The sequence below is a fragment of the Tepidanaerobacter acetatoxydans Re1 genome (genome assembly GCF_000328765.2).
In the GTDB taxonomy this organism is placed as follows: Bacteria; Bacillota; Thermosediminibacteria; order Thermosediminibacterales; family Tepidanaerobacteraceae; genus Tepidanaerobacter; species Tepidanaerobacter acetatoxydans.
Genome location: NC_019954.2, coordinates 2,209,832 through 2,235,808, shown reverse-complemented (window position 1 = coordinate 2,235,808; position 25,977 = coordinate 2,209,832). Strand labels below are relative to the sequence as shown.

Annotated in this window: 22 protein-coding genes; 21 read left to right on the top strand and 1 reads right to left on the bottom strand. The window is 37.2% G+C overall.

Features of this window, described 5'->3' with window-relative positions; genetic code table 11:
- Nucleotides 1–508: 508 nt before the first annotated feature.
- From TEPIRE1_RS10650 to amrA, 17 genes are all read left to right on the top strand, one after another.
- Complete coding sequence (locus TEPIRE1_RS10650; protein WP_013779184.1) at nucleotides 509–1,648, top strand: glycerate kinase; 1,140 nt, start codon at nucleotides 509–511, stop codon at nucleotides 1,646–1,648.
- Between the two features lie 56 nt (nucleotides 1,649–1,704).
- Nucleotides 1,705–3,030: a GntP family permease gene (locus TEPIRE1_RS10645; RefSeq protein WP_013779183.1), complete on the top strand. Its 1,326-nt coding sequence runs from the start codon at nucleotides 1,705–1,707 to the stop codon at nucleotides 3,028–3,030.
- A gap of 190 nt (nucleotides 3,031–3,220) precedes the next feature.
- Nucleotides 3,221–4,207, top strand: a complete 987-nt coding sequence (locus TEPIRE1_RS10640; RefSeq protein ID WP_013779182.1) for a zinc-dependent alcohol dehydrogenase — start codon at nucleotides 3,221–3,223, stop codon at nucleotides 4,205–4,207.
- Between the two features lie 649 nt (nucleotides 4,208–4,856).
- The gene (locus tag TEPIRE1_RS10635; protein WP_013779181.1) at nucleotides 4,857–5,708 is read left to right on the top strand and encodes a sugar diacid recognition domain-containing protein; all 852 of its coding nucleotides are present in this window, start codon (nucleotides 4,857–4,859) and stop codon (nucleotides 5,706–5,708) included.
- Between the two features lie 62 nt (nucleotides 5,709–5,770).
- Nucleotides 5,771–6,997: a CdaR family transcriptional regulator gene (locus TEPIRE1_RS10630; RefSeq protein ID WP_013779180.1), complete on the top strand. Its 1,227-nt coding sequence runs from the start codon at nucleotides 5,771–5,773 to the stop codon at nucleotides 6,995–6,997.
- A gap of 360 nt (nucleotides 6,998–7,357) precedes the next feature.
- Complete coding sequence (hpt, locus tag TEPIRE1_RS10620) at nucleotides 7,358–7,903, top strand: hypoxanthine phosphoribosyltransferase (protein WP_013779178.1); 546 nt, start codon at nucleotides 7,358–7,360, stop codon at nucleotides 7,901–7,903.
- 102 nt (nucleotides 7,904–8,005) lie between these two features.
- Nucleotides 8,006–9,805: an ATP-dependent zinc metalloprotease FtsH gene (gene ftsH / locus TEPIRE1_RS10615; protein ID WP_013779177.1), complete on the top strand. Its 1,800-nt coding sequence runs from the start codon at nucleotides 8,006–8,008 to the stop codon at nucleotides 9,803–9,805.
- Nucleotides 9,806–9,930: 125 nt separating this feature from the next.
- Nucleotides 9,931–10,386: a DMT family transporter gene (locus TEPIRE1_RS10610; RefSeq protein ID WP_041591585.1), complete on the top strand. Its 456-nt coding sequence runs from the start codon at nucleotides 9,931–9,933 to the stop codon at nucleotides 10,384–10,386.
- 173 nt (nucleotides 10,387–10,559) lie between these two features.
- The gene (locus TEPIRE1_RS10605; RefSeq protein WP_013779175.1) at nucleotides 10,560–11,078 is read left to right on the top strand and encodes an ECF transporter S component; all 519 of its coding nucleotides are present in this window, start codon (nucleotides 10,560–10,562) and stop codon (nucleotides 11,076–11,078) included.
- Nucleotides 11,079–11,082: 4 nt separating this feature from the next.
- Nucleotides 11,083–11,853: a type III pantothenate kinase gene (locus TEPIRE1_RS10600; protein ID WP_013779174.1), complete on the top strand. Its 771-nt coding sequence runs from the start codon at nucleotides 11,083–11,085 to the stop codon at nucleotides 11,851–11,853.
- Nucleotides 11,854–11,910: 57 nt separating this feature from the next.
- On the top strand, nucleotides 11,911–12,882 hold the full coding sequence (gene dusB / locus TEPIRE1_RS10595; protein ID WP_013779173.1) for a tRNA dihydrouridine synthase DusB: 972 nt from the start codon (nucleotides 11,911–11,913) through the stop codon (nucleotides 12,880–12,882).
- Between the two features lie 38 nt (nucleotides 12,883–12,920).
- Entirely contained in the window at nucleotides 12,921–13,883 is a 963-nt protein-coding gene (locus TEPIRE1_RS10590; RefSeq protein WP_013779172.1) for a hypothetical protein, read from the top strand.
- A 276-nt stretch (nucleotides 13,884–14,159) separates the two neighbouring features.
- On the top strand, nucleotides 14,160–14,690 hold the full coding sequence (locus TEPIRE1_RS10585; RefSeq protein WP_013779171.1) for a hypothetical protein: 531 nt from the start codon (nucleotides 14,160–14,162) through the stop codon (nucleotides 14,688–14,690).
- A gap of 1 nt (nucleotide 14,691) precedes the next feature.
- A complete protein-coding gene (locus tag TEPIRE1_RS10580; RefSeq protein WP_013779170.1) occupies nucleotides 14,692–15,597 on the top strand; it encodes a hypothetical protein in 906 nt (301 codons plus the stop codon).
- Between the two features lie 23 nt (nucleotides 15,598–15,620).
- The gene (locus TEPIRE1_RS10575) at nucleotides 15,621–16,703 is read left to right on the top strand and encodes a shikimate 5-dehydrogenase (RefSeq protein WP_013779169.1); all 1,083 of its coding nucleotides are present in this window, start codon (nucleotides 15,621–15,623) and stop codon (nucleotides 16,701–16,703) included.
- A 116-nt stretch (nucleotides 16,704–16,819) separates the two neighbouring features.
- Nucleotides 16,820–17,971: an MFS transporter gene (locus TEPIRE1_RS10570; protein WP_013779168.1), complete on the top strand. Its 1,152-nt coding sequence runs from the start codon at nucleotides 16,820–16,822 to the stop codon at nucleotides 17,969–17,971.
- A gap of 178 nt (nucleotides 17,972–18,149) precedes the next feature.
- The gene (amrA, locus tag TEPIRE1_RS10565) at nucleotides 18,150–19,550 is read left to right on the top strand and encodes an AmmeMemoRadiSam system protein A (RefSeq protein ID WP_013779167.1); all 1,401 of its coding nucleotides are present in this window, start codon (nucleotides 18,150–18,152) and stop codon (nucleotides 19,548–19,550) included.
- 14 nt (nucleotides 19,551–19,564) lie between these two features.
- Here amrA and TEPIRE1_RS10560 read toward each other — a convergent pair whose 3' ends face one another.
- A complete protein-coding gene (locus TEPIRE1_RS10560) occupies nucleotides 19,565–20,629 on the bottom strand; it encodes an HD-GYP domain-containing protein (RefSeq protein WP_013779166.1) in 1,065 nt (354 codons plus the stop codon).
- A gap of 463 nt (nucleotides 20,630–21,092) precedes the next feature.
- Here TEPIRE1_RS10560 and proB point away from each other — a divergent pair, with 463 nt between their 5' ends.
- The 4 genes from proB to TEPIRE1_RS10540 all read left to right on the top strand — a co-directional run bounded on the left by proB (nucleotide 21,093) and on the right by TEPIRE1_RS10540 (nucleotide 25,876).
- On the top strand, nucleotides 21,093–21,902 hold the full coding sequence (proB, locus tag TEPIRE1_RS10555) for a glutamate 5-kinase (RefSeq protein ID WP_015295757.1): 810 nt from the start codon (nucleotides 21,093–21,095) through the stop codon (nucleotides 21,900–21,902).
- A 19-nt stretch (nucleotides 21,903–21,921) separates the two neighbouring features.
- Nucleotides 21,922–23,160 (top strand): glutamate-5-semialdehyde dehydrogenase, encoded by a 1,239-nt coding sequence (locus tag TEPIRE1_RS10550; protein ID WP_015295756.1) that lies wholly within the window; start codon nucleotides 21,922–21,924, stop codon nucleotides 23,158–23,160.
- Between the two features lie 341 nt (nucleotides 23,161–23,501).
- Nucleotides 23,502–24,500, top strand: coding sequence for an AmmeMemoRadiSam system radical SAM enzyme (gene amrS, locus TEPIRE1_RS10545; protein WP_013779163.1), 999 nt, complete (start codon nucleotides 23,502–23,504; stop codon nucleotides 24,498–24,500).
- A 179-nt stretch (nucleotides 24,501–24,679) separates the two neighbouring features.
- Nucleotides 24,680–25,876: an MFS transporter gene (locus TEPIRE1_RS10540; RefSeq protein WP_023211596.1), complete on the top strand. Its 1,197-nt coding sequence runs from the start codon at nucleotides 24,680–24,682 to the stop codon at nucleotides 25,874–25,876.
- The last annotated feature ends 101 nt before the right edge of the window (nucleotides 25,877–25,977 follow it).

Here is a 25,977-nt window from a genome sequence, read left to right as displayed (position 1 = left end):
ATGCTCTTAACCAACACCTTTTAGGTACGGGTCGAGAGCATTATTTTTAAGCAGTGTAAAGGATTGCAGTAAGTTATTAGCAAAATTTAACGCTTGTAGGTTTGATGATCATCCTGCCGATATCAAGTATTTATAAGCATCTGCCGATCTGCTTCAAATTTGGGTTAAAAAAGTGTAAAGACTTGCCTTTTAAAATCTCTTAATATAACTGAGAGTAGTTTGTCTTTCCTAAATTCATTAAAATATTTCTATGATTAACTAGATTTCCAACCTGATACGTGTCAAGGACTCTATTTATTATTCAATGATAGAGGACACACCTACAGATTCTTTTCTAAATTTAAAGGCTTGTTTAATTGATGCTTCGAACGCACTAAGCAATCTGTTTAAAAAAAAGTTATAAAACATCAAAAAATTAAACAATATGGCCATAACAAATTATTAGAAATTTTGATATTCTATTGTTAGATTGTAATATATGAAAATACTAAGAAATGTAGGTGCTTTTATGAAGATAATTGTAGCTCCTGATTCATTTAAAGGAAGCTTAACTTCTATACAAGCAGCAGAAGCAATAGAATGTGGAATAAAAAAAGCAGCTCTAACCTGCAAAGAGAATGTTGAAATCATAAAAGTTCCAATGGCCGATGGAGGAGAGGGTACTGTTGAAGCTATTATAAGTGCGATTGGAGGTAAAATAATACAAACTAAAGTTCTCGATCCATTAGGCAGGAAAATAGATTCTTTTTTTGGCGTTTTACCTGATAATACCGCGGTTATTGAAATGGCAGCTGCTTCAGGTTTGAATCTCTTAACAGTAGAAGAAAGAAATCCCATGAAAACTACCAGCTATGGCACTGGAGAATTGATAAAAGCGGCACTTGATATTGGCTGCAAAAATATAATAATAGGCATTGGCGGCAGTGCAACTAATGATGGTGGAGTTGGAATGTGTCAAGCTTTAGGTATAAAATTTTTAGATAAGGAGGGCAAACAAATTGGTTTTGGAGGTGGTGAACTATATAAAATTAATAAAATCGACATATCATCGCTAGATTCACGGATTAATGATACTATTATAACGATAGCGTCAGATGTAAAAAATACTCTATGCGGACCGAATGGAGCTTCAGCCATTTATGGCCCGCAAAAAGGCGCAACATCTGAAATGGTAGAAATTTTAGACAGAAACTTAAAACATTTTGCAACTGCAATACAAAAGCAATTTAACAAAGATGTGTTAAATGTTCCTGGCTCAGGTGCTGCTGGCGGATTGGGTGCGGCACTGATGGCCTTTTTTCGGGCTGAGCTGCGTCTGGGGATTAACCTTATTATGGAACTTGTTAAATTGGAAGATAAAGTTAAAGAGGCAGACATTGTAATAACAGGCGAAGGCTCAACAGATTATCAGACACTTTATGGTAAAGTTCCTCTTGGTATTGCAAAAGTAGCAAGAAAGCACAATAAGCCAGTTATTTGTATATCGGGATCTTTAGGCGAAGGCTATGAAGAATTATACAATGAAGGCATTGAAGCATTATTCAGCATAGTTAGCAGGCCGATGAGCTTAGAAGAAGCGATGAGGATGGGTGATGTCTTATTAGAAAAGATTACTACAAACGTTTTAAATATATGTTTTATGAAATAGAAATTATTATGTAGTTAAGATTCAAGTTTAAAATATTAATATAGGGGGTACTTTTAATGTCAACAGCGTATATACTTACTGCATTTGCGGCATCAATTGTTTTGATGATAGTTTTGATTTCTAAATTCAAAGTTCATCCTGCAATGGGTATCTTGCTTTCTGTCATAATACTTGGTATTGCAATTGGCACACCTCTCGAAGAGATTGCGGGGACAATTAATAAAGGTTTTGCAAATACAATAGAAAGTATAGCTATTATAATTTTTCTTGGTTGTATTCTAGGTAAAGTATTGGAGCAAACAAATGCTGCAGTGAGCATAACAAAGACTACTGTTAGAATGTTTGGCACAAAAAATGTTATTTGGGCTATAGCGGCAAGTGCAGCTATATTAGGAATTCCTGTGTTTGCCGACTCAGTTGTTATCCTACTTATACCAATTGTATCAGTGCTTGCAGTAGAAACAGGTAAATCTATGATTTCATATGGTGGCGCATTGTATTTAGGTGCGTTAGTAACGCATTCCTTGGTTCCACCTACACCTGGTCCAGTTGCAGCGGCAGCATTACTTGGACTACCAATTAGCGATGCAATTATATGGGGCATTATTGTCTCGGTTCCATCCATCATTGCTGGTGTTTTATATCTAGAAAGGTTAAAAATACCTGTTCAGCCCAAAGAAGAGTATCTTATAGCTGCGAAAAACGCTGATGATGTTGTACTTCCATCTACGACAAAATCACTAATACCAATTATTGTTCCAATTATTTTAATAATGCTTAACACTTTTTTTAATACATATTTTGCAAAATCTATAGCTGCTAATGTATTTTCTTTTGTGGGTGACCCACTGACAGCACTTCTTATTGCTTGTTTTACATCTACAATTCTCATAGGACCCGAATGGAAAACAAAAAAAGTACTTAATGACTGGGTAGAAGAATCAATTAGAACTGCAGCGATGCCGATAATTGTTACTGGCCTTGGTGGGTCCCTTGCTATATTTATAAAAAATGCTAAGGTCGCAGAGCATATTGCGGAGGCGGTTGCAAATACAGCTATACCCGGTATTCTTATACCTATTTTAATGGCAGCTATTATACATGTTATAACTGGTTCCAACACTCTTGGTGTTATGACAACTGCAGCCCTCGTTCAGCCTATGTTAGAAATTCTGAATATTTCACCACTGGCAGCCTTTCTCGCCTGTGGAACAGGCGCACTCATGTTCAAACATTCCAATAGCTCGGGTTTTTGGGTAACAACTTCAATGTCAAATATGACACTGACTCAGGGTATTATTTCTATTGGTGGGTTTTCAACAGTTGCGGGTTTTGTTGGAGCTGTAGTCACTATTATACTTCACTATATAGGATTAATTTAATAATTTTAAAAAGGGAATTTGAATAAACATGAGTCCATTATTTATTTGTGCTGGTGATAGCAAGTTTAAAGAGAAAATTACAATAATATAGCGTTTGATTTTATTTTAATAAATTAATCTGATATAACCAAAAAGCGATTAAAATTAGTTAATATTGTCAGTTTAAAATTTACAGAAAGGAAAATGTAATATGAGTATTATAACAAAAGCTGCTCTGTTAAAGGGCCCTTATGATATTGAACTAGTGGAAAAAGAATTAGTTTGTAGAGAAGATGAGGTTATAGTGAAAAATCATTTAATCGGCATATGTGGTTCAGATAAAAATATGTATAGAGGCTTAATGCCACCTAAAACTTCTGAATTTAGGCAAGATCCAAAATACCCATTTGAACTAGGCCATGAAAGCGGTGGTACAATAGTTGAGGTCGGGGGTAAGGTTACAGATTACAAAGTAGGAGATAAAGTTATGGCATTTGGGTGGAATAATAATTATGCCGAGTATTTTAAATCAAAGACATGGCAACTGCAACCTGTTCCAGACGGACTAGATTTGGACATTGCAAGTCTCGGCGAACCAGTAGCTTGTGCAATGCATTCGGGGCTTAATAGTGGTACTCAGCTAGGTGACACTGTAGTAATAATGGGTGGAGGTTTTGCGGGCCAGATTATTGCTCAGTGCGTAAAGAAAAAAGGTGCCTTTAAGGTTATTGTTGTAGACGTTCTGGATGGGAAGCTTCAGCTAGCTAAAAAGCTTGGAGCTGATATTACGATAAACTCAAAAAAAGAAAACGTGAAAGACATTATAGACGAACTTACAAAAGGTGTGGGTGCGGATGTAGTTATAGAAGCTGCGGGAACTCAAGAGTCCCTTAATATGGCAAGCGATATAATTAAACATAATGGAAAATTTGTATTCTATAGTTGGATTACACAGCCTGTGACTTTAAATATAAGTAGGTGGCATGATGATGGAATTGAGTTTATTAATACATGCCTTGTGCATCACACATGGCACCATAGATATGTATGGACATTTGATGCTTTAAAACCTGTACAGCTTGGGCTTATAGATATTAAATCTCTTATTACTCACCAATTCAAGCTTGATGATATTAAGGCTGGTTTTGAGTTGGCAGATAAAGATGATGCGGCAATAAAAGTAATATTCCGTCCATAACTCATTAAAGTAAATTCGTTTTCTGGCGATAACTACTTTTCTGAGATAGGAAAAGTTTAATTTATTATTATTATTATTTAACAACATCTATTTAAGGTGACTATGAAAGTTATGATGTTTACTTAAGAAATTGGTTCAAAAGTCAACCAGCATATGTTAGCTAATCATAGAAATGTTGCAAAAAAGTAGTAATAAATAAGCCATTAGCATAATTGCTAATGGCTTATTGTTACAACAACTGACTAAATTATGTAATTTCAAAAACTTAACTAATATGATAATCTCACAAGCCTAATTTCATATGAGAGATTTCATAAAATTACTTAGAAATATGATCGATGTATAATTGGAAAACGATTAAGGCGTTCAAGTGAAACATAAATATTATGGAGCAAAGCTGGCATCCGCCTCATGCAACCAAACAAAAGGATTTAAAGCATAGATTCTGTAAGGTATGAGAGGGTGCAACCATGAGAAAAGTTGAATTATTATGGTCATAAAAAAACAAAAAGATTTAGTTGCATTAAGGTTGTCTTTTATAACTAAATCTCAACCATATCGGTTCGATACTATCATGATACTTGCTCTTAGTATGTGAAAGTGAGATATTTAAAGAAAACTAAAGATTATATATGGAGGGAGTGGAAGAATGAAAAACAAGTTCAATATACCAATCGAACTTGCAAACAGGATAGTAGATATCATATCTTCTCTTACGGGAAACAATGTTAATGTGATGGATGATAGAGGAATTATAATTGCTACTAAGCAAGAACACCGACTAGGCACTGTACATGAAGGTGCAAGGAAGATAATGAATATGGAGGCGGATTTTGTATCTATCACAGAAGAAGATGCTGAGAAAATGGAGGGCGTTATGCCGGGGTATAACGGTCCAATTGAGCTTGATGGAAGAAGAATAGGCTGTATAGGTATAACCGGAGATCCCGAGAGAGTTGAACCCCTTCAAAAAATGGCGGCAATTATTGTTGCGGATGAAATAAGAAAAAACATTGAAATTGCTCATGAGAGAGAAATAATAAATAATATGGCAGAAAAAATAAAAAATGCATATGAGGCAATAAGTCAAGCTGCACTTGAGGCTGATAAAATAGCAGAAACTGGAAAAAACATGGAAGAGCTTTCAAAGGAAGTAGAATTGAAAATCGATAATATAAATGAGGTTTTAGCACTAATTAAGCACATAGTAGATCAAACAAATTTATTAGGAATTAATGCAGCTATAGAAGCTGCAAGGGCGGGTGAGTATGGACGTGGCTTTTCCATAGTAGCTCAAGAAGTAAGGAAATTATCATTTGATTCGGCGGATTCTCTGAAAAATATAAATGCAGTATTAAATGAGATTAAAATAACCATACGCGACATATCAAGCGGTGTTTATAAAAATGCTCAAAGTACGTCAGCCCAAGCTGAGGCACTTAAGAAAATAGAGTATAGCATATCAGAAATACAAACAGAAATGGAAAGGTTTGATATGTAAAAAAAGGATTATGATGCCCGGATATCGAATAGATAAAATAGTAATGGCAGGGGGAATACAGGGTGGAAATAACCCATGAATACGCTCAGAGTATAGTTGAGAAAACCAAAGATCTCCTTGGTAAAAACATTAATATTATGAACAGTTTGGGCATAATTGTGGGGAGCAGTGATAAAACCCGCATAGATACCTTTCATGAAGGTGCGGCAGAAGTTATAAAAACGGGTAAAGGGATGGAAATAACTTCCGAACAAGCTGAAAAGCTGGAAGGGGCAAAACCGGGAGTGAATCTGCCCATATATCTGAATGATAAAATAGCAGGTGTTGTCGGAATTACTGGGGAACCAGATGAAGTAAGGCCGTTTGGCCAGCTGCTGAAAATTTCTGTTGAAACCATGCTAAAACAGTTTTTCCTATCAGAGCAGCTGCGTATGGAACAAAATGCAAAAGAACTTTATATCCATGATATCATAAACGGCAACATCCAAGATGATAACATGTTTTTAGCTAAGGGCGAAGTGCTGGGATATGATATGTATCTCCCAAGGATAGCTCTTGTGGTAAAGATATATGATTTTGATGATAATAAAAACAAAGAAGATCTTCTCAAGAAAACACATTTAAAAAACATAAAGCACAGTTTGGATTTGATTGTACAAGAAAGACAGGAGAAAATACTTGATTGCATAAAGAGCGTCTATAACGATCCACAGCACATGATAAGTCATAACGGCAGCGATAACTATATCATACTTTTTGCACCTAAGAAGGTCAATATCGATACTATAAAAAATCAATTAAGGGAAATCGCAGAAGTTTTTCGGAAAAAACTAAAAAAATACTCAGTCAATTTTTGCATCGGAGTTGGCTCATATTATCCAGAACTTACCGGGCTGCGAAAATCTTATAAAGAGGCTGTAAAGGCCATACAAATTCAAGATAAATCGTCTATAAACAATAAATTACCAGAACTTGTCTTTGCCTTTGATATGGCACTTGAGATGATGCTGGCAAATATATCAGAGGAAACCATTCAAACATATAAAAGCCAGGTATTATCAAAACATGGTGCAGCAGATTTTTTGGATGATACTAGGCTGGTTAAAACATTAAGGGCGTATTTTGCATCCGATTTAAACATTTCCAAGACTGCTGAAGAGTTGAAAGTTGCCAGGAACACTGTTAGCAGCAGGCTTGATGAAATAAAGGCGTTAACCGGACTCAAACCGAGCGATTTTAATGATGCGGTAAAGCTGAAAGTTTTATTGACGGCCATTGATCTAAAATAACAAATATATATTAATTTCATTGAAGCACCTTCTTTTTCTAAATTCATGGTCAACGTGCAGTGCGAATTGTTATAATTGTGAATAGCGTTTTATCTAAGCGATTTATTTTTATAAATAATGGCGGATATATTTGATTAATGTAATATATCTGCTATTTTTTGTAGATTTAACAAAAAAATATAAGCTAACAATCCAAAATTTCTATAAGATGCTGGTATTGATTATAATTACCAAAACAATATCAAAAACAAACACTTGCTTGGCTAAAGGCATTATGATAAAATTAACTTTAATTAACTTAAGGCATTTTTGTTGAAGTTTTTGCAGTAATGTAAATCATATATAGACAGGAGGATAATATTGTTAAATAATGACATAGAGAGGGTTTTAATAACTGAAAAACAGCTTAGAGAGAAAGTAGAGCAGTTAGGAAAAAAAATTAGCAGCGACTATAAAAACAGTGATAATTTCCTTATGGTAGGCGTGCTTAAAGGTGCTGTGGTATTTATGTCTGATTTGATTCGATGTGTCAATCTCCCGCTGCAGATTGATTTCATGGCCGTATCAAGTTACGGCACTTCTACGGAGTCATCGGGCGTTGTAAGAATTTTAAAGGATCTTGATGAATCTGTGGAAGGTAAGGATGTTTTAATAATTGAGGATATAATCGATTCCGGTTTGACTCTCAGTTATATGTATAACATATTAAAATCTCGCAAGCCTGCCAGTATTAAAATTTGTGCATTACTTGATAAGCCAAGCCGCAGAAAAGTAGAGTTAGATGTAGATTATCTGGGATTTGAAATTCCCGATTATTTTGTTGTTGGATATGGCCTTGATTATGCTGGGAAATACCGAAATTTGTGCGATGTTTGCGTATTAAAACCGGAGATTTATCAGGATTAACAATAAATCGAGAGGTGTATATAAGCTTTTGTGTAATTGTAAAAATGTTTTGTGTGTGGTAAAATATCGTGGGATAACTAAATCCGGGAAGGAGGAGAATTATTGAACAACTTTTTCAAGAGCATAAGCTTTTACTTGCTAATTATTATTCTGGTCTTGTCAGTGGTACAATGGTATTCTAACCAGGAAGCAGCTCAGATTAGACTGGGATATTCAGAATTACTTCAGCGAATTGACAATAAAGAGGTTGAAAAAATTGTTATAGTTGAAAACAACATTAAAGGCACTTTAAAAGATGGTCAAAATTTTGTAAGCTATGTCCCGGATCTGACTACTTTTATGGCTAAAATAGATCAACCTGCAAGAAAAGGTGAATTAGTAGTTGATTCAGAACCTAAACCTACCACTCCTTGGTGGACACAGATTTTATCGCCGATTTTACTGATGGTATTTATAGTAGGTGCATGGTATTTCTTAATGCAGCAGAGCCAAGGCGGAGGCGGCCGAGTGATGTCTTTCGGTAAGAGCAAGGCTAAACTTCATACTGATGATAAAAGAAGAGTAACCTTTAAAGATGTTGCAGGGGTTGATGAGGCAAAAGAAGAACTAGAAGAGGTAGTGGAATTTTTAAAGCATCCGAAGAAGTTTATAGAAATCGGAGCACGTATTCCCAAGGGGGTTTTGCTGGTAGGGCCTCCGGGAACAGGAAAAACGCTTTTAGCAAGGGCAGTTGCCGGAGAAGCAGGTGTTCCATTCTTTAGCATAAGCGGTTCAGATTTTGTAGAAATGTTTGTAGGTGTAGGAGCTGCAAGAGTTAGGGATTTGTTCGAACAGGCTAAAAAAAATTCACCATGTATTGTGTTTATCGATGAGATAGATGCCGTTGGCCGCCACAGGGGTGCAGGGCTTGGTGGAGGACATGATGAAAGAGAACAAACATTAAATCAATTATTGGTTGAGATGGATGGTTTTGGTATAAATGAAGGTATAATTATTTTAGCAGCAACTAACAGGCCTGATATCTTAGATCCGGCACTGCTTAGGCCTGGCAGATTCGATAGAGAAGTAGTAGTGGATCGTCCTGATGTAAAGGGCAGAGAAGAAATACTGAAAGTGCATTCAAGGAACAAGCCGTTGGCAGAAGATGTAGATCTGTCGGTACTTGCCCGAAGGACACCAGGGTTTACCGGGGCCGATTTAGAAAACTTGGTCAACGAGGCGGCACTTCTTTCAGCACGGCGAAATAAGAAAAAGATAGAAATGCCGGAGCTGGAAGAGGCGATTACCAGAGTTATTGCCGGCCCTGAAAAGAAGAGCCGTGTCATGACTGAACGTGAGCGCAGGCTGGTAGCTTACCATGAAGCCGGGCATGCCGTAGTGGCACATTTGTTGCCAACAGTTGATCCAGTCCATGAGGTGTCTATTGTACCCCGTGGCAGGGCTGGCGGATATACTATGATTTTACCAAAAGAGGATCGCTTCTTTATGGGTAAAAGTGAATTGATGGATCAGATAACGCATTTGCTTGGCGGCAGGGTTTCCGAAGAATTAGTGCTCAACGAAATAAGCACCGGTGCACAGAATGATTTGGAGCGAGCAACTCAGATTGCCAGAAAGATGGTAATGGAATTTGGTATGAGCGAGAATATTGGGCCTATGACTTTGGGCCATAAGCAGGAAGAAGTTTTCTTGGGAAGGGATTTAGCTCAAGGCCGAAATTACAGTGAGGAAGTCGCAGCTTCCATAGATAAGGAAGTTAAGAACATTATTGTAAGCTGTTATGATAGTGCAAGAATGATTTTATCTGAAAATATCAATAAACTTCATAAGGTTGCTCAAGCCTTACTTGAAAATGAAAAGCTCAAAGAAGAAGAATTCTTGGAAGTATTTGCAAGTGCATAATCTAAAATCGCAAATGTTAAGAAGCTATGGCATAGCCATAGCTTCTTTTTGCTGTACACGGTCATTTAAGATTTTTAGTTTAAAGTATAATTTTAAATGTGATGTGGGAGCATAAATCAGGGGTGATGCTATTGTACATAGATGCAGGAGATATATTATTTCTTATTGCGGCATTTTTGGCAGGTGTTGCCATGGCCGGCCAAGGCAGTATGAACTCAGCGGTAAGTAAAGCGATCGGTTTATCTGAGTCTACCTTCATAGTTCACCTGAGTGCCACACTGGTTATGTTCATTATATTACTATTAGGTTTGGGAAACGGAAATTGGGCTAATTATACAAAAGTTCCATGGTACTACTATGCCGGAGGCCTTATAGGTGTCATGATTACTTACGGCGTAGTTATAAGCATTGCTAAATTGGGTGCGGCTGTAGCCACCACATCTATTATCGTAGGTCAAGTGCTTGCTGCATGCCTCTTGGACCACTTCGGTTTATTCGGTCTGGAAAAGGTGCCGATGACTTGGTTAAAGCTTTTAGGTGTTGGTTTTTTGGCATTGGGAGCAAAGCTGCTTTTAGGATAATTGGGTAATTTCATAAAGCAATGTGAATTAGTCAGGAAACATTGACTATATGTTGGAACTTGAAATTGATAATACTCAGTATTGCTTTTTATTTAATGTATTGGTAAAATAAAAATGAACGAAACATAAAAACGTCCGGCATCCTATATAGGAGCTGGAACGGAGGTGAAAAAATGAAGACAGAGTTAACGGTCAATCGTCGGTACACGCGAACTCTGACGGTATCAGGACTTTTGGGAGCCTTATCCATTGTGCTTGGAATGACTCCGCTGGGCTTTATCCCAGTTCCAACCGCAGCAGGTCATGCTACCATTATGCACGTGCCGGCAATTCTAGGTGCCATCTTGGAAGGACCAATGGTAGGAACCCTTACGGGTTTAATTTTTGGCCTTTACAGTCTTTTGAGAGCAGGCAGTGCTCTTTTTGCTGACCCGCTTATAGCAATCGGCCCTAGGATACTTATTGGCATAGTGACTTATGGCGTATACCGTCTAACACGTAGTGAGGCGTTGGCAGCAGCGTGTGGTACTTTGACTAATACGGCGGGTGTTATGAGTCTTGCTGTTCTGCGAGGATATATGCCGGCAGCAGCAGCATGGATGGTAGTATTCACACATGGTATACCCGAGATGATAATCGCTGTTGCTATCACTGTTACTATTTCCAGAGCTTTGCGAAAAAGCAGAAGGTGAATTCATGATACTTGCAATTGATGTAGGAAATACAAATATGGTTTTTGGCATTTACGAGAATGAAAATTTAAAAGCATCATATAGAATAGCAACACATCACGAATATACTGAGGATGAATACAGTCTTGTATTTAATTCACTACTGGGTTTTAGAGACATAAATCCTGCAAGCATTGAGGGAGGAATTATTTCCTCAGTTGTTCCGTCCTTGACAATAGTTTTAGAAAAAATGTGTAAAAAGTATTTTTATTTTACACCGATAGTAGTCGGACCTGGCATTAAAAGTGGAATAAACATAAAATATGAAAATCCTAAAGAAGTCGGAGCTGATCGTATAGTCAATGCAGCGGCTGCTTTTCACAAATACGGCGGTCCTGTTATAATCGTAGATTTTGGCACTGCTACTACCTTTGATGCATTGACAGCTGAGTGCGACTATTTAGGTGGTGCTATTGCTCCGGGAATTGGGATATCTTCCGAGGCACTGTTTAAGACTGCCGCTAAATTATACAGAGTAGAAATTGCAAAACCGGAAAAAGTGATAGGTAAAAATACAGCAACTAGCATACAATCCGGTATCTATAATGGATATGTAGGATTGGTAGAAAATATTGTTGAGAAGATGAAGGAAGAAATGGGCGACGGTCATGTATTTACAGTGGCTACCGGGGGTCTGGCACCTCTTATATGCAGCACAACCAAAAATATAGATACAGTAGATATGATGCTTACACTGGATGGCTTGAAGCTGATTTATGAAAAAAATGTTAGCTAGAAGTTAAGGGAAAACTTTGGTTTTCCCTTAACTTTTATAACACCGGAGGTTTATATATTGCAAAAACCCTTTCAAGAAATTCCATTATATCTTGCACCTATGGCCGGTATTACGGATATGCCTTTTAGGACTATATGCAAGCAAATGGGCGCTGATGTATTAATGACAGAAATGATAAGCACGCGAGGACTTGTATATAATGATAATAAAACTGCAAAATTGCTGCAGGTAAATCCCGATGAAAATCCTATAGGAGTTCAACTGTTTGGCAATGCTCCGAAGGATTTTGAAGAATCGGTAAAAAAGATTGATGACCTGCCGTTTGATTTTATAAACATAAATATGGGCTGTCCCACTCCTAAAATAGTCAAAAATGGTGACGGATGTGCTTTAATGAAGGATGTAAAGCTGGCATCAAGCATAATAAAAGTGACTGCCAGAGCTTCTCGAAAGCCGGTATCTGTAAAAATTAGGAAGGGCTGGGATAAGGACAGTATTAATGCTGTTGAGTTTTCATCTGCGGCTGAAGACAGCGGGGCATCTATGATTATAATTCACGGCAGAACCAGGGAGATGTTTTATTCCGGAAAAGCTGATTGGGATATAATAAAAAGTGTTAAAGATGCGGTAGATATCGCGGTAGTAGGTAATGGGGATGTTTTTACTTCCGAAGATGCGGTTGAAATGCTTAAAAAAACAGGTTGTGATGGTATAATGATAGGCCGAGGTGCACTAGGTAATCCTTGGATTTTTAGAGAAGTAAAGTATTTTTTAAAAACAGGGAAAAAAACTGCAGCACCAACTTTGAAAGAAAGGCTTGAAATAATGTTACTTCATTTAAACAATGCTATATCCTATCATGGAGAACATTTGGGAGTATTGGAAATGCGTAAACATTTGGCATGGTATATAAAAGGATTACCACATTCTGCTCCTGTTAAAAATGCTTTGCAGCAGTGTAGGGATGTCGGCAGTATAGAGGAAATACTGAATAATTATTTTTATAGACTGAAGCAGACTGGTTATTAGAACATGTTAGGAGGAACTTGCGAAAGGAGGTTTGCTTTATGGACACTTATGCAATACCAATTGTAAACGGAGTACTGCCGCGCCCTGATGGAGGTGTACTTCAAGGAGTGTTTCTCGACTCATTTTTTGCCAATATGTTAGTAAAAACCGGTGTTGGAAATGATATTTTCTTATTTCCCCTTTCTTCCGATGACAAGAGCTTATATCCCGTAGGAGTTTTAGTTAGAATTGAAGATATGTGGGTGGATAAAGTTCCTCAGGGTAGTGACGCTACAGCTCTTTTTGCACGGGTAATCGGCCGAGAAAGATGTAAAGCAAGGAAATTTTCTCTTTCCAATGAAGGCCTTTTTGCCTTGGATATTGAGAAAATAGATATATATGAATTGCGATCTTTGGGTTATCCTATAATCTGCGGGGCCGGATGGCATCCTACGGGAGGATATACGACTTTTGGTTCAAATCGAAAGGATATTGAGATTACAATATACGGTTTTGAATTGGAAACGGGTAAAGATGTGGCTATTGTGGGATATTTGGGTAGTGAGATAGAACCCGAAAAGGCACACACAGTAGAACATGCCATAATCCGTTCACTTAAAAACTATGCCATGTGCACACCAAAAACCCTAAGGGAATGTATGGAGAAGGAAACGGAAGAGTTGAAGTGGTCTGTAGAAATCGGAATTGCTAAAAAACTTCCTGAAGTTTTTGGTGTAACAAAAAGCGGATTTTGTGGAAATCCATTGACACAAATGGCTTCATACTATCTTTCCGAGGAGTTTCAAAACCAAATAGAAAGTGGCGAAGACATTTTAAATTCTCTATCCAAAGCTAGAAAAAAGACTGTTTCTAGGTTGACAAAGGATATGGATATAAGTTCGCGTAAGGGTTTAAGGCAACTTCAAGCCTTAAAGAAGGGTATGTTTCATGATGATACACCGGAGGAATTGAAGGTCTTAAAACGAGTGATAATGAAATTTCCAGCGAATCCGTGGAATTAATTTTTTTTTAAATAATCTCAGAATATTATAGTCAAGGTTACTATTCAGAGATTGAAAACGACTTGTCATCCTGAACGCAGTGAAGGATCTTTGTAAGGATTAAATAAGATTCTTCGCTGCGCTAAGAATGACAGCAATATATAGCAAAATGACAGACCTCTGAATAGTTACTAATCAAGAGTGCTTAACCTTAAAAAAGGTTAAGCACTCTTGATTTTTCCTATAACATGGTATAAAATAGTATGAGCACAAAAATGTGCACAAGGAGGTGCTGCTGTGGATCTCATAAGAATTGGAGATAAGCTTATCAGTGTATCGCGTATAGAGAATATTATACAAGAAATGCTGGATTTAAGGCAGCAAGGGGTTTCTCAAGCTGAGGTTGCCAAAAAGTTTAATACTGACAGGACCTTCCTATCCCGCTTGGAAAGCCTGGGTGAAATCAGAAAAGGTAAAACCATAGCAATAGTCGGGTTTCCTTTAAAAAATACTGCAGAACTTAAGCAGCTAGCATTTCAGGAAGGTGTAGACTTTTCACTGCTGATGACTGATAAAGAGCGCTGGGATTTTGTTTATGAAAAAAGCGGCATCGAACTTTTAAATGAGGTTATGGGCCTTATATATCAAGTAAGACAGTATGATGTGGTTATTCTGCTGGGTTCTGACCAAAGACTTAGACTATTCAAGGCACTCTTGGATAAGGAAGTGATTTCGATAGACATTGGTAAATCACCGATGACAGAAGATGTTTATGTAGACCCGCAAAATTTGAGGAAGATTATAAGAATGACAAAAAAGGAAGATTGAAATGAAACATGTTATGAGCGTGAGCATAGGTTCTTCCAAGAGAAATCACAAAGTCGAAACAAAAATTCTAGGAGAAGAATTCATAATCGAGCGAGTAGGAACTGATGGTGACATAAAAAAGGCCATAGAAATTATTCAGGAAAATGACGGCAAAGTTAGTGCCTTTGGCATGGGTGGCATCGATCTTTATGTGTGTATAGGCAATAAGCGCTTTACAATAAAAGATGCCGTACCCATAGCGCAGGCGGCGAAAATATCGCCTATTGTTGATGGTTCGGGCCTTAAAAATACTTTAGAAAGAAAAGTCATAGACTATCTAACAGAACATGAAATTGTAGACTTTAAAAACAAGAAAGTCCTTCTAGTGTGCGGTTTAGACAGATTTGGGATGGCGGAGGCATTAGAAAAAACCGGGTGTGATTTAGCGCTGGGAGATTTAATTTTTACATTAGGTATACCGATTCCCATCAAATCACTCAAGAGCCTAAATGTTTTGGCAAGTATTTTAGCTCCTATTATTTGCAAATTGCCATTTAGCATGTTATATCCCACTGGAAAAAAACAGGAGAAAAAAGTCGGCTCGAAATTTGAGCGTTTCTATGATGAGGCTGATGTTATTGCCGGTGATTTTCTTTTCATAAAACGCTATATGCCAGATGAAATCCCCGGCAAAATTATACTGACGAATACGGTTACTGCCGATGATGTAGAGATGCTTTCTAAAAGCGGTGCCAAAATGTTGATTACGACAACGCCCGAATTAAACGGCAGGTCCTTTGGAACTAATGTAATGGAAGCAGTAATTGTATCGCTTTCGGAAAAACCTTATAAATCATTAACTCCCAAGGATTATGAAGAACTTTTAGATAAGCTTGGATTTGCTCCGAGAATAGAAATATTAAATTAGAAAATAATTTATGAGGTGTAATCATGGAAAAGTTTGCATTTATAATACATCCTATTGAAATTTCTGATGTATACAGGAAATTAAAATTTATGCAGAAGCTGCCGGAAAGCATGGTAGAGAAAGCAATGAAGATAGTGCCGCCTTTTACAATTTCACATATAACAGGTGTGAAAAGTCAATACAATGAAGCAGAAGGCTGGTTTGTAACTTGCCCGCTTACAACCAAACAAATGATAGAGCTGCCGGAAGAGTATGTAATTAAAAAAATAATCAAGGCCGGAAAATTAGCTGAAAAGCTCGGTGCAAAGATAGTCGGCTTAGGAGCTTTCACATCAGTTGTAGGAGATGCAGGCATTACCATTGCCAAAAATTTAAATATCCCCGTTACTACAGGCAACAGCTATACTGTAGCTATGGCAATTGAAGGCACTAAAAAAGCCACGGAAATTATGGGTAAAAATATTAAAGATGCTCAGGTATTAGTTATTGGGGCTGCCGGCTCTATAGGCAAGGTATGTGCACAAATAATGGCTAAGGATTGTAAGTTTTTGACATTAGCCGGTAGGCATACGGAAAAGCTTGAAGATGTGGCCGATAAGATACTGAAAGATACCGGCCTTTCAGTTAAAATCACTTCAAATGTCAGGGATGCTGTTAGAAATGCGGATGTAATCATAACCGTTACCAGCAGTCTTGATGCTATAATAGAGGCGGAAGACTTAAAACCGGGTGCGGTAGTGTGTGACGTTTCACGACCGCGCGATGTATCCAAAGAAGTTGCTGAAAAGCGGGATGATGTTCTCATTATTGAAGGCGGAGTAGTTGAGGTTCCGGGTGATGTTAACTTCAATTTCAACTTTGGTTTTTCACCTAAAACTGCCTATGCATGCATGGCAGAAACCATGATGCTGGCATTGGAAGACCGTTATGAAAGCTTTTCTTTGGGCAGAGACCTTACCGTAAAGCAAGTTGAAGAAATAACGAAAATAGCCAATAAGCATGGCTTTAAATTGGCAGGATTTAGAAGTTTTGAAAGAGAAGTAACACAAGAACAGATAGAACGTATCATACGAAATGCAAAGAAGAAATCAGAACAGGCAAGCTGACAGCTTAAAATCCCATCTGCTCTTTTTGGAGTGGATGGGATTTGTTCTTACTTTTTACCCTGCATTATGTTAAAATAACAATTACAGGAAAGGATGTTTAAAAGGGAGGGATTAATATGGTGGAAAATGATGAAACGAAAAGTTTCATTATGGTCTTATTTGCAACGATTGCTTTTATTTCTACATACTACATAATGATGCCGGTTATTCCTAAGTATATGCTCAATATGGGCTTTGACAATTTAACCATAGGCACTACAATGGGTCTTTTTTCAGTGAGTTCTATGATTGCAAGGCCGGTAGGGGGTGTGTGGATAAACACATATAACAGCAAAAAAGTTATGCTGGCATCTATAGTAATATTTTTCTTAACTCCCTTTTTGATAAAAATGCCATATACTTTAATAGGCTTAGCTTTAACCCTCCTGGTTTACGGATTTACTGTCGGTACTTTTACGGTAGCATCGGCAAATTTTACTGCTGAAATAGCTTCATCGGAAAATCTTGTAAAATTTATGGGTTTTAATTCAATTTCGGTTATAATTGCAAAGGGCTTATCACCGGCAATTGGAATAAAACTTATAGATAATTATAATTTTAATATTGCTGTATATGCTACTGTGGGAGCTGCGGTTATAGCATTGATTTTAATACTTTGTATTTCTGATGTTAAAATTGATGCAAAAGCTGATATTGATTCAAACTTCATTAAGGTGCTATTGCATCCAAGCGTATATTTACCAACCATTGTATTGTTTTGCGGCATGGTCACCTTTGGTGCGATTTCTGCAATGCTGCCGGTCTTTGCCGATGCTAAAGGGATAACGGGAACAGAGTATTTTTTTGTTATAAATACTGCAGTTGTAGTAATAACTAGACTTGTCATAGGGCGATGGAGTAATCGCTATCTTGAACAATTAATAGCCTTTGCCTTAGCAGTTCTTACGGCTTCGTTTATCTTAATGAGCTTTGTCGATAGTTTTGATAAACTTATTATAGTAGCAGTAATCTATGGAGTGGGTTTTGCGTTATTATTTCCGCTAATGACATCTTTGCTGGTGCTTACTATCCAAGGAGTATCGAGAAGTATGGCGCTGGGGGTGTTTACCGCAGCTTTTGATTTAGGTGTGGCTGCTGGAGTTACGCTAGGCGGTTTTAGCAAATATATTGACTTTGAACGGCTTTATCTTTTCTTGGCAATACTGCCTTTTATCGGTTTTTGCTTGTATCAGTATATCTATAGACCTTTTATAAGAGAAATTCGTTAAAACTACAGATATTATCAATTTTAGGAAGTATAGTTTTGCAGAAGGGAAAAGGATTATCCTTTGCTAATCATCCTGTAGCTTTATTTTAGCATTAGGATATCTTTTAAAATAAATAAAAATAACTATGTTTGGACCACTAAAAACGTGGGCCTAAACATAGTATACGGGAGGTTCGAAAATGTGCAAGTTGTCAGGTTATCTGATGCCGCATCCACCTATTATGGTAGAGGAAGTTGGCAGAGGCGAAACTCAGAAGGTAATTTCATCTGTAAATGCTGCTAATGTTGTGGGCAAAGAAATTAAAGAATTATCTCCAGACACTGTAGTTATTATATCTCCTCATGGCCCTATATTTGCCGACGCATTGTGCATTTATGATTTTTTTCTAAAGGGCAGTCTTGCAGCATTTGGGGCACCTGAAGTTAAGATGAGTTTTGAACGTGACGATGATTTAGCAAATGAACTGCGCAAAAGGGCAAATCAGCACGGTATTCCTACAGTGACAACCAGTGAAGTAAGGGTGGCAAGATATGGGTTTAAAGAAGAGCTGGACCATGGAGTAATAGTGCCGATGTATTTTATAACAAAGTATTATTCAAACTTTAAATTACTGCCTTTGGCCTTTGGCATGCTGCCGTATGAGCAGTTATATGCTTTTGGAAAACTTATACAAGAATCTGCAAAAGTGCTCAATAAAAAAATAGCAGTAATAGCAAGCGGAGACCTTTCTCACAGGCTTACCATAGATGCGCCGGCAGGGTATGACCCCTGTGGAAAGTTATTTGATGAAAAATTGGTAAATGCCTTGAAGAAATTTGATTTGGAAGCCCTGAGGTCGATAGAACCTTCGATAGTAGAAAGGGCCGGTGAATGTGGGCTCAGGTCTGTTTGGATTATGGCAGGTGCATTGGATGGCTATAAGGTAAGATCAGAAGTGCTTTCTTATGAGGGGCCTTTTGGAGTCGGCTACTGCATAGCAAGGTTTAAGCCGGAAGAGGAAAAAGAAAATCTGTCGGGCGAGTTCAATAAAAATAGCGTTAAAGCTACTGATACTCAAGAGAAAGCAGAAGACCCATATGTAAAACTTGCTCGTTACACTCTTGAAACTTATGTTAAAGATGGAATAATACCGGATTTGCCTATTGAGGATTTACCTGAGGAAATGCTAACCAAAAGAGCGGGAGTTTTTGTTTCAATAAAAAAACATGGAGAGCTTCGTGGATGTATAGGGACTTTTTTACCGACTCGCAAGAATATTGCCGAAGAGATTCAAAGAAACGCTATCAGTGCCGGATGTGAAGATCCGAGATTTTATCCCGTTACAGCAGAAGAATTACCTGAACTCGAGTATTCTGTTGATGTGCTGACAGAACCTAGGCCTGTTTACAGCTTAGATGAGCTTGATCCTAAAAAATACGGTATTCTTGTGCAAAAAGGTTTTAGATCTGGTCTTTTATTGCCCGATTTGGAAGGCGTTGACACTGTAGAACAGCAGTTGAATATAGCACTTGCAAAAGCCGGCATAAGTCCTGATGAGAAATATCAAATAAAAAAATTTGAGGTGGTCAGGCATTCTTAATATCAATAGGCTAATTATATCATTTCTTTGATGCAATATTTTTTATCTATATTCAAATCAATGTAGTTACTGTCTATACGAACGACAGGCATAGACGGATTATGCGGCGGTAAATAAACAACTTCTCCAATTTGGCCGGTATTCATTATAACTTTGGCACCAAGATAATAATTAGCGATATTTGAGAGAAACGTTATCATTATCTTGGTGTCAAAATGTCCCAGACCAACACTCTGAAACTCTCTGAATGTATCAAAAGGTGTAATTCTTTTCTTATAAACTCTATCTGAAGTCATTGCATCATAAACATCGGAAATGGAAATGATTTTTGTATAAAGATGGATTTTATTTCCTTTTACTCCGAAAGGATAGCCTTTTCCATCTTCACGTTCATGATGCATTAAAATAACTTGACGGACATCATGTCTTAATCCTGTAATATTTTTTGACATATTATAACCGATGATAGTATGTTTTTTCATACAATTAAACTCATCTGGAAGCAATTTTCCTTTTTTATTTAGTATGTTGCTAGGTATTCGTGCTTTGCCCAAATCGTGAAGAATACCGGCAGTAATAACGTGCCGAATCTGTTCAGTAGAAAGTCCAAGCCATTTAGCAGTCAGCATGCCATATATAGCAACATTAAAACTGTGTGTATAGGTGTATTCATCGGCTTTTTTCAGTTCGTTGATGCACTTTAGTACACCAAACGGGCTTTCGCTTTTGGCAAGTATAAAATTAGAGGTCTGTGCAATCTCTTGATGAGATATTTTTTTACCGGAGGCAAGATGATGCAAGATTATTTTTACTGAATTTAAAGATTTGCTATATGCCTCCATTAACTCCTGCGTGCTTATCCCGCTAACTTGTTTTTCATCTTCAGAATATATATATATTTGACTAATTCCATGGTTTATTAACTGGTTTATTATATAAGCGTTAAGCATGGTGTTTTGGGGTAGTAGAAAGACACCTCTGTTTGTGATGACATCTTCAGCAGCTATTTGACCTTCGCAGCAATCCGAGATATTGACAAGTTTTTTTGTTGGAGGGATCATAGAAGTAGATTTTTCCACATTATAAGCCTCCCTTGAGCATAAATGATATCATATGTTGAGAAATCGTCTTTTAAGTAGATATTTCTACATAAAATGATAAACACCTTCCCAATATATAGATAGATTTTGAAAACTCAGTTTCCTTTTACTCTTAAGCATTCTCAAAAGGTTACTATTCAGAGGTTGAAAACGACTTGTTATCCTGAACGCAGTGAAGGATCTTTGCAAGGATTAAATAAGATTCTTCGCTGCGCTCACAATGACGGACCTCTGAATAGTTACTTTACAGTTGTTGCGAAAATAAGTATTTTTAAATTTGTAATTACACTGCCCTAAAAACGTGATATAATAAGGACTATGGTCAATGATGCTGTTATCAAATAGTACAGGAAAAAAGGATTGCATTATTGCATATATGTGTTATAATTATACAATATAATGCATAATTATAAAAACTTTAAATGTACTTGGGGTGAAAACTTTGAAAGCGGACATATATAAAACCATAGTGGTCAAAGTCGGGACAACGACACTTGTTCACGAAAACGGCAAGTTGAATATAGCCGGAATGGAAAGATTAGTTAGGGTAATTTCCAACATCAAAAATAGCGGGAAAAATGTTGTTTTAGTTACATCAGGAGCTGTAGGAACAGGGGCAGGAAGGCTTGGGATAAAAGGGAAAAGCGATATTAGAATAAAACAGGCTCTGGCAGCGGTGGGACAGGGCATATTGATGCAGTTTTATGAAAAATTATTTTTGGAGTACGGCATCAATGTAGCTCAGATATTACTTACAAAGGATGATTTGGAAAATGGTGTCAGACGTCAAAATGCCTTTAATACTTTGACTACCCTTTTTGAGTTCGATGTTGTTCCTATAGTAAATGAGAATGATACAATTGCAGTAGAAGAAATCGTATATGGTGACAACGATACATTAGCAGCAGTTGTAGCTACGCTGATTGATGCAGATCTTTTAGTCCTTCTTTCGGATGTAGACGGCCTATATACCTTGCCTCCTCATGAACCCGGAGCAGAAAAAATACCTTATGTTAAAGAAATTACACCTGAGATTGAGGCAATAGCAGAAGGTACTTATTCAAATCTAGGAACCGGTGGCATGCAAAGCAAGGTAAAGGCAGCAAAAATTGCTACTGAAGCGGGTATTGCTATGGCAATTATCGGCGGGGAAAATCCTACTGATATTTATAATATTTTAGAAGGGACGAATTGTGGGACATTTTTTGAGCCAAAGAGCAAGGCATGTACATCAAAAAAAAACGTGATTTAATGGAGTGATTTTTTTGAGTATGATTTTAGATATAGCTAAAAAAGCCAAGGAAGCATCTTGTAAAATAGCCGGTATTTCCACAGCAGTTAAAAATGATGCGCTGCGCATGATGGCAGAAGCACTTGAACAAATGAAAGATGAAATAATTGAGGCAAATGAAAGAGATGTTGCAAAAGCTCGTGAAATAGGTTTAAAGGAAGCATTAATAGAAAGACTTATGTTAAACAGCACTCGGATTGACGGTATGATAAAAGAGCTTTTGGCACTTGTTGACCTTCCAGATCCTGTAGGAAACGGTACAGCAATTAAGCGGCCCAATGGTCTCACCTTATTAAAACAAAAGGTGCCGTTGGGTGTAGTCGGCATAATATATGAATCTCGTCCTAACGTTACTTCGGATGCTGCAGGCCTTTGCATAAAAGCAGGAAACAGTGTCATCCTTAGAGGTGGGTCTGAGGCAATTAATTCTAATAAGGCTATAGTTAAAGCGCTTTGCCAAGGGCTTGAAAAGGCAAATCTTCCCACATACTGTATACAACTAATAGAAGATACCAATCGAGAGAGGATTCAAGAACTTTTCCAAATGAGGGATTATGTCGATGTATTGATTCCTCGCGGTGGCAGTGCTCTAATTAAAAATGTTGTGGAAAATTCCAGGATACCTGTAATAGAAACAGGTGAAGGTAATTGCCATATATATGTTGATGAATTTGCCGATCTTAGCATGGCAAAGAGTATTCTTATAAATGCAAAGACCAGCAGACCTTCTGTATGTAATGCAGCGGAGAAACTGCTTGTTCATGAGAAAATTGCTCATGCATTTTTACCGGAGGCTTTGCAAGAACTGCAAAACTTCGGAGTAGAGATTCGCGGATGTGAAAGAACGAGAAAGATTTACCCAAATGTTGTGCCTATAAAAGCAGATGATTGGTCTATTGAATATTTAGACATGGTTATCGGTGTTAAAGTAGTAGACAGTATCGATGAAGCCGTGGAGCATATCAACCGTTTCGGAACAGGCCATTCTGAAGCCATTGTTACTAAAGACTACGAAAGGGCAAATTTATTCCTCTCAGGGGTGGATGCGGCTTGCGTATATGTGAATGCCTCCACACGGTTTACTGATGGAGGCGAATTTGGCATGGGGGCAGAAATAGGAATCAGCACGCAAAAACTCCATGCTAGGGGTCCAATGGGACTTGACGAACTTACTACAACAAAATATTTGATTTTGGGTAATGGCCAGGTACGCAATTAATGGATATGATTGGAAGTTAAAGTATTTTTTATATAGATAAATTTTGATTATTAGAGCGTTTTAAGACGCTCTTTTTTCACATATGAAATGATTTTTTAAAAATTTTTTAAAGAAAGAAATCTTTCTGAAAGGTAATTTTAAATTAATTATATTTCGACAGGAGCTTTATCCAAACCGTCTTGTATAAATAATGTCTTATAGCGGTTAGAACCCTTGTAAAAACATTATATTTAAAGTTATAATGTAGTTGTGGAAAGGTCTGCATAAATGGGAAGTGTAGTGCGATAATTGATTTAGGGAGGTTAAAGGCGGTTTCTTTTAGCAGAAACCACCAATCTGATATGAAAGAAGCTATGTATTACAAAAAAAACAATGATGGTACTATCGAATGTGGTCTATGCCCTCATCATTGCAGGATTAGCCAAGGTCGCACCGGTATTTGCAGGGTTAGGAAGAATATTGGCGGTAAATTATATTCCATGAATTATGGCAGGGTTTCATCTTTGGCTATGGATCCTATAGAAAAAAAGCCTCTGTATCATTTTTACCCCGGCAGCATGATTTTTTCCGTCGGCAGTGTAGGATGCAATTTTAGATGCAAATTCTGTCAGAATTGGCAAATTGCACAACTTACGGATATTCCAACTAGCAAAGTATCGGCAGAGGAATTGATAAATGCAGCCAAACAGCGACAAGACAATATAGGGATAGCTTATACCTATAATGAGCCGACTGTATGGTATGAATTTGTACTAGAATGTGCAAAACTAGCTAAGCGTGAAGGCTTAAAGAATGTGCTTATTACCAATGGTTTCATTGAGAAAGAGCCGCTGCAAGAAATACTCCCACTTATCGATGCTATGAATATTGATGTAAAGGCTTTTCACGAAGACTTTTATAAAGACATGGTTTCCGGACAACTTTTACCGGTAAAGGAAACCGTAGAAGAGGCACAGAGAAAATGCCATGTGGAAATAACTACACTTATCATTCCGGGCATAAATGATAGCATGGAAGAGATAAAAGCTCTTGCACAGTGGCTTTCATCACTAAGAAAGGATATACCCTTGCATCTTACTCGTTATTTTCCTAATTACAAACTCGATATTTTGCCAACTCCTGTAGAAAAAATAAAAATGGCACGAGATACTGCAATGAAATACTTAGACTACGTATACACCGGCAATATGATAGATGAAATCGGCGGCAATACTTACTGCCCCTCGTGTGACAAACTCATTATTGAAAGGGCAGGCTATCAGGTACAAGTGAAAACGGAAGATAATAAATGCCCAAAATGCGGGACGCCTATTTTATTGATTAAAGATAGTGAAAAATAGGAGGAACATGTCTATTTCCCAGGAAATATAACCTGTGACGTCGAAAATATTACAAAATAGCGAAATTAAGACATAAAAAACAGAGAGGAGAAAATGACATAGACACTAAACCAGCAAATATTATTGAATCATTTAAAATACTTGATGGCAATGCCAGGACTTGTGTAATATTTGAGCCTATGTGGGGCATACCTTATGTACTCTATAATTTTTATTTAAGTCTTTATATGAAAAGTCAGGGTATAACAGATAAACAAATAGGTTTTCTGATATCTCTGGGCTTTATTTCAGCTATAATTTTTTCCATGCTTGCTGGGCCGATAACAGATACTTTAGGAAGAAGAAAAACTACGCTGATTTTTGATATTATAGGTTGGCCGTGCTCAATTCTAATATATGCACTTGCTCACAACTTTTGGATGTTTGCCCTTGGCATTATTGTCAACGGTGCTCACAGAGTTACTGCGGTTTCCTTCAATCTTATGGTCATAGAAGATTCTAGCAATGAACAACGCTTTGCGGCATTTAATCTAATCAACATAATAAATATATCGGCAGGCCTACTAACTCCCATTGCAGGAATGGCTGTAAAATTATATGGTATTGTTAAGGCTGAAAGGTTCTTTTTAATTTTTGCAGTAATCAGTATGACTGTTATGATGATTTTGCGCTATCATTTTCATACCGAAACCTTAATGGGCCAAACAATATTGCAAGAACGGCTTGAGCATGGTAAAAAGTCTGGTCTAAATAAAGGCATATATAGAGAAATAGCCGCAGATTTACGATGCAAACCTACGATTTTAATGATAATGAGTGTTGTTATATTATTTAATATGTACACCACAATTGGAACACATTTGAGCCTATACTTTGCACCTTATATGTCAGAGGTGTTGGGAATTGAAAAATCGATGATTTCACTGCTGGGTGTTGCAAATTCTGCAACGATGATTATTGTATTTGTATTTATAAACCCCGTTTTAAGCAGAGGCGATATGGTCAATAATATGATAGTAGGCCTGATGCTGCAAGCTGCCGCACTTTTTTTACTTGTCACAATACCGGAAAATAATTTTTTAATTACTGCATTTTCCCTTGTAATTTTTGCAGCCGGATTTGGAATATTTAAGCCTTGCGTAGATTCTATGTTAGCAGAGCTTACAGAAGGCAAAACAAGAGCTACGATTTATTCTTTAGTGAATACAGGTATTTCGATTTTAAGTGCGACAATGGGATTGATATCAGGGTATATCTATGATTTAAATCCCCGTCTGATATACATAATTTCAATTTTAATTTTAACTTTGTGCATAGCTATTTTAGCAGTAATAAAAAGGTCATTACCTGCCGATTATACCGATGTTGCTTTATAAAAACCCTTGTGCAAAATTATAGCGTGTGCTATAATACAAAAGGTATTTTATTTTTAACAGAAATTAATTTTATCTGATAAGATTACAATAAAGAGGTGAAA